Raw genomic sequence first — 2,077 nt, 5'->3', positions numbered from 1 at the left:
GTAAATCACGAAAAAAACGGGGTTACTCCCGATGGGGGGCTGTCATCAGGGATGAATTACATACACAAAAACAGATAAAAAACGATCCCGGGCAACAGGGGCGATATGACATACCCGAAAAAAACACAAACAAAAAAGCCCAAGCTTGCGATAAGCTTGGGCTTTAAATTTGGCGGAAGGATAGAGATTCGAACTCTAGGACCTGTTACAGTCGACGGTTTTCAAGACCGTTGCCTTAAACCACTCGGCCATCCTTCCAATGGGCAGCATTATCATCTATAGCGCGATGATATGTCTAGTGTTTCATTCAGAAAAAATTGAAATTCGATTCGTTTGGTTAAACTTCACACCAAAATTGGTCAAAAAAAGTCTGTGCGGCTAAAAATAGTGCGACTTTTGATAAACCATCGGCTGTTTTCAATGCACGTAAGAGCTGCCTTCGGCGGATAAACATCCTGCCCTAACAATACCAGCCTGATGACCGACACAAAAAAAACGCGGCCAGGTGACCGCGTTCTGCCTCAGAACTTATCCTGTAATCAGAATTAGAACTGGTAAACCACACCAACAGCTACGATATCATCAGTGTTGATACCGGCGTTTTTGGTAAAGGTATTTTCATCCAACAGGTTGATTTTGTAATCAACGTAGGTGGACATGTTTTTGTTGAAGGCATAAGTTGCGCCGACATCAACGTATTTCAACAGATCCTGGTCACCATAGCCGTTGCCAAGGTCTTTACCTTTGGATTGCAGGTAAGCCACGGATGGACGCAGGCCGAAATCAAATTGATATTGAGCCACTAACTCAATGTTTTGCGCTTTGTTAGCATAACCTGCATCGGCATTGTTATTGCCGAAATCACCGAAGCGGGTCAGGTTATAAGTCTGAGTATAGTTAGCCGCCAGATAGACATTGTTGGCATCGTATTTCAAACCACCGGTGTATGCATCTGCACGGTCACCGTGACCAAATTTCAGGTTATTTTGATCAGTAGTACGCAGAGAACTGGCCATCGCCGCAGAAGCGCTCACCCCCCAGCCCAAATCGTAAGATACGGACATACCGTAACCATCACCATTCTGCCCTTGTACATCACGGCCATTATTGGTTTCAGTACCGTTACCATTTTTGCCCTGATATTGCAGCGCAAAGTTCAGGCCGTCCACCAGACCAAAGAAGTTGGTGTTACGGTAAGTCGCCATGCCGTTACCACGTTGAGACAGGAAGTTATCCGCACCATATGTATCGCCACCAAACTCTGGCAGCACGTCAGTCCATGAAGTTACGTCGTACAGCACACCGTAGTTACGGCCGTAATCCAGAGAACCGTAATCCGCAAATTTCAGACCCGCAAAGCCAACACGGGTGAAGTTGCCTTGATCCTGACTTTCAGCTTTATTCAGGTTTGCCTGATATTCCCACTCGCCATAACCGGTCAGTTGGTCATTAATTTGTGTTTCGCCTTTTAGGCCGAAACGCATGTAGGACTGATCGCCATCGTTGCTTTTATTGTCAGAGAAATAATGCAGACCATCAATTTTACCGAACAAGTCCAGTTTGTTGCCGTCTTTGTTGTAAATTTCAGCTGCACCTGCACTACCTGCGACTAATAAAGCCGGAACCAGCAGAGAAAGAACTCGAAGTTTCATCGTTATTATCCTCTATTATTAGATTTGATTATGCCACTGCTCTTTCGAGCAATTAATCCCAATGGGGTTTCTCTATTGTGGGAATAAGATTAGGATTAATCTATACAGAAAATGCTACTAAGTGACGGATAATGTTTCATATGTCCAATAAAGTATTTCAGAATGTAAATACTGGCGAACTTTAACAAATATTAAAAACACCAAAAATATAGCACTTATAATCAAGAACAAATACAATTTACATATAAAACAACAAGTTGAAAAAATATATCAGCAGCACAAATTGATAAGTAAAATACAATAACCGAGGACTATAATACATCCGCTATCATCATTATTTTTACTTTTATTCACATTATGGCTTATGTGGCCAGATAATTAGTTAGTGTTACGGCCGGTCTTTGACCGGCTTTTTTATTGCCAAT

At 42.5% G+C, this 2,077-nt stretch carries 1 protein-coding gene and 1 tRNA gene; both read right to left on the bottom strand.

Annotated features, from left to right (window positions below):
• Window positions 1-170: 170 nt before the first annotated feature.
• A tRNA-Ser gene (locus V2A85_RS23195) sits at window positions 171-258 on the bottom strand.
• 287 nt (window positions 259-545) lie between these two features.
• Window positions 546-1,652 (bottom strand): porin OmpC, encoded by a 1,107-nt coding sequence (ompC, locus tag V2A85_RS23190; protein ID WP_083158305.1) that lies wholly within the window; start codon window positions 1,650-1,652, stop codon window positions 546-548.
• Between the last annotated feature and the right edge of the window lie 425 nt (window positions 1,653-2,077).

The organism is Yersinia sp. 1252 StPb PI (assembly GCF_048593885.1).
Taxonomy (GTDB): Bacteria; Pseudomonadota; Gammaproteobacteria; order Enterobacterales; family Enterobacteriaceae; genus Yersinia; species Yersinia enterocolitica_E.
The sequence above is the reverse complement of the archived record's forward strand: the minus strand, read 5'-3'. Positions and strand labels throughout refer to the sequence as shown.

Coding starts and splice junctions, on each gene's coding strand:
- ompC (WP_083158305.1), bottom strand. CDS start 1,652: ATGAAACTTCGAGTTCTTTCTCTGCTGGTTCCGGCTTTATTAGTCGCA.